We start from the raw sequence: 3,532 nt of genomic DNA, 5'->3' as shown, positions 1-3,532 counted from the left end.
TTTGACTAACAAATTTATCTTTTCTTAATTCTCCTATTCTTTTTAAATAAATTTTGTTTGGTTCAAGATCTTTACGAATTAATATTTTTGGGCATGGTTTTTTGTATTTATTTTCAAAATTTTTAATTATCGCTAAAATTTTTAATGATGGAATATTATTATAATCAAGCCCAGGGTAAATTATTATGAAAGTAAAATTAATTACTAAATAAGTAAATAACACCTCAATTTCAAATAAGTTTATAGCTAAAGAAAATAAAGAAATACAAATTGGGATAAAAAGAAATAATAAAATAATTAAATTTAATTTACTAAATCTAACTTTTAAAAAAAACAAAGTTTGTGAGAGAATTATGAAGAAAAATATATTTATAAAAAATAAAAATAAAGATTTTACCAAAAAAAAATAGTACATGATTTATGCTTATAATTTATAAGAAAACAATTTGCATCTACGATTTACGTTTTTTAAAGTAAAATCTATACATAAATATTAAATACTCTTTTATTAAAGAAATTACTAATTCATATCTTAAAGCCTCTGATCTGTACTTTCTTGGTTTTAAATACTGTATACAAACTTCTTTATAAATAAATTTTTTGTTTAATTGAAGTTGAGATAAAATTTCAGCAAAAAAGAAAAAGCTTTTTGAGCTAAAATTTAATTTTTTTAATTCAGCAGCATTATAAAAAACTGGTCCATTTACGTATTTAAATGACATATTAAAAGAAAAATTAATAATTTTTGTATATAGAAAGGACAAAAATTTTCTTAAAAATTTTCTTTTTTGATTTTTCCAGAAAAATACCAAAGTTTCATTTGGATTATTTAATTTTTTAAACTCATTAAATATCATTTTTGGATTTGTTTCCCCATCTCCCGGCAAAACAATAATATAATCCTTTTTACTAATCTTGACACCTTCTTTGAATGATCCACCGAAACCTAAATTTTTTTTATTATTAATAATTTTAATTTTTTTATTTTTTTTTGAAAATAATTTACTTATTTTAAGCGTCTTATCTTTACTAAAATCATTAACAATTATTATTTCATAATCTAAATTATTTAAATACTTTAAAAGTTTTTTTAAGAAAAAAGAAATATTATGTTCTTCGTTGTATGCAGGTAATATAATACTTACAGATTTTTTAAAATTCTTAGTCTGAAACATTTAATTTTATTTTTTATAAAACGATCTTACAGTTTTTATTACGTAATCTAATTCTTTTTTTGTTTTATGTTGATCGCAAGGAAAAGTAATTATTTTTTTTGTATGTAGGTCAGAAACAGGGAAATCACCTTTTTTGTGTCCTAAAAAATTTAAAGCTTGTTGTCTATAAATTGGTATAGGATAGTGCACTTTTGCTTCTATACCTTTTGAAATACAAAATTTTAACAAAGCATCTCTATTTTTTGCAAATATAATATATAAGTGATAAACGATTTTGTTATTTTTTATTCTTGGTGGAATTGATATCTCTTTGATTTTTGAGAATTCTTTATCATAATAATTTGCATTTTTAATCCTTTGATTGGCAATATGTTTTGCTTTAGGTAGCAACCAATTACCTACTACTGCTTGAAAAGTATCTAATCTTGAATTGTATCCACAAATTTTGACTGTATCTCTATCAATCAAACCATGATTTCTGAGTAATTTTAATTGATTATAAAATTTATAATTATTTGTTGTAATTATTCCCCCGTCCGACCAAACATTAATATTTTTAAGAGGGTGCAAAGAAAAGGCTCCAAAATCTCCCCAAGTACCTGCATTTTTTTTATTTATCGATGCAAGAATAGACTGACACGCATCTTCAATAATTGGTAAATGATATTTTTTTGCAATTTTTTTTAATTTAACCATGTCTGTCATATAGCCTGTGAAATGTACTGGCACTATAGCTTTAGTTTTCTTTGTTATTTTTTTTTCAACTAAATTTACATTCATACAAAAAGTATCATCACAATCTATAAATACTGGTTTTGCACCAATCTCAGTTATAGCGCCAACAGTGGCAACAAATGTATTTGCAGCTGTGATAACCTCATCATCTTTTTTTACACCTAAAACTTTTAAAGCTAATTTTATCGCATCTGTACCTGAATTTACTCCTACAGCATATTTCGTTCCAATTAATTTAGAAAAATTTTTTTCGAATTTGTAAAGTTCTTTGCCTAGTGTAAAATCACCTGTATCAACAAATTTTTTCAATTTTTTCCAAAGGTCACTTGAATTTGAAAATTGTCTTTTTAAATAAGAATATTTTACAAGCATTTTAAAAATTATATTATTTTATTTCATTTAATAGAAATAAGTTTATTTGGAAAGAAATTTCTTATTCTCATATAATGTCGCTTTAAAGTCATTCTTAAAGTAAAACTTTTTTATATAGTATTCGTTATTCAGAATATTAAGTTTTCCATAACAATTCTTTAATTTATTTTTATCAGTTTTTTCTCTAAAAGACGGATTTTCGATACAAATTGTCCAAAAACTATTATAATTACTAAATTCATCATTGATTAAAATTTTGAAGTTATTTTTTTTAAATGAATTAGAGTAGGTAAAAAGTAATTCATTATAATTACAACAATTTGTTTCATCAATCACATTAAGGTCTTTAATTTCGGGAATATATATATTTTTAATTTGTGAATTATTTAATATCTTATTCACAAACTCAGGATTTGGTTTACTTGGCAAAAATGGCTTTACAGCTTTTATATTTACATAAATGCATGCAAAAACAAATATAGAAATAATAAAAATTTTTAATTTATTAATTTTGATTTCAAGAATAAGACTTGAAATTACAAATATAATAAATGGCACAACAAAAATGAAATGCCTTGGGAAAAAAATATCTCTAAATATAAATTTATAACCTATAAATGCTAAATATGTTGTGAAAATTATTAAGTAACTAAGAAATAATTTATGATTGGATAAAATATTATTCTTAAAATAAAAAATTGAGAAGAAAAAAAATAATAGATTAATGGCACCAAATATTTTATCACCAAAGAAAATATTAAAAAAATAACCAAAAAAAAATTTAGAATTTAGATTTCCACTACTTCCTCCAAATTGATTAATATATTTTTCTGAAGATAAAAATAAATAATCTTTACTTAATATAAAAAAAAATATTAGAACTAAAATTAAAACTAAAAAAACAAGTTTATCTTTTTTATTAAAAAAATTAAAAAGAAAATAAGAAAATAATATACAAATTGTATAAAGATTGATTAACATAGATAATAAAATACAAATAAAAAATAATACTAGTCGATATAATTTTACTTCCTCTTGAAGTTTCATAAATGAAATGAAGCTTAAAATGCTAAAAAGTGTTGAAATTGAATAAAATCTTAACTCACCTGAAAAATAAATTAAAAAGGGATTAAGTGATAACAAGAAAAGATAAAATAATTTAGATTTTTTATTTTCATATAACTGAGTTGATACAATTAAAAAAATCATTGATGACAAAAGATAAACTGCCTCAACACTCTGATAACTAT

The 3,532-nt window shown here is 21.6% G+C and carries 4 protein-coding genes; all 4 read right to left on the bottom strand.

Annotated features, from left to right (window positions below):
- Window positions 1-415 (bottom strand): hypothetical protein (locus tag AMO08_RS00635; RefSeq protein WP_179850720.1); only part of this gene is annotated, 415 nt, incomplete at its 3' end.
- 37 nt (window positions 416-452) lie between these two features.
- Window positions 453-1,175, bottom strand: a complete 723-nt coding sequence (locus AMO08_RS00630) for a glycosyltransferase family 2 protein (RefSeq protein WP_075484290.1) — start codon at window positions 1,173-1,175, stop codon at window positions 453-455.
- A gap of 6 nt (window positions 1,176-1,181) precedes the next feature.
- Window positions 1,182-2,282, bottom strand: coding sequence for a DegT/DnrJ/EryC1/StrS family aminotransferase (locus tag AMO08_RS00625; RefSeq protein WP_075484289.1), 1,101 nt, complete (start codon window positions 2,280-2,282; stop codon window positions 1,182-1,184).
- Window positions 2,283-2,324: 42 nt separating this feature from the next.
- Window positions 2,325-3,532, bottom strand: a 1,208-nt coding sequence (locus AMO08_RS05715) for a hypothetical protein (protein WP_179850719.1), incomplete at its 5' end; no start/stop codon positions are given.

It is taken from the genome of Candidatus Pelagibacter communis (assembly GCF_001180205.1).
Lineage (GTDB): Bacteria > Pseudomonadota > Alphaproteobacteria > Pelagibacterales > Pelagibacteraceae > Pelagibacter > Pelagibacter ubique_O.
Note: the sequence above shows the minus strand (reverse complement) of the source record. Positions and strands in the feature narration are given on the sequence as shown.

Bases quoted from the DNA above. Each gene is read 5' to 3' on its own strand.
- AMO08_RS00630 (WP_075484290.1), bottom strand. From the start codon at position 1,175: ATGTTTCAGACTAAGAATTTTAAAAAATCTGTAAGTATTATATTACCT.
- AMO08_RS00625 (WP_075484289.1), bottom strand. From the start codon at position 2,282: ATGCTTGTAAAATATTCTTATTTAAAAAGACAATTTTCAAATTCAAGT.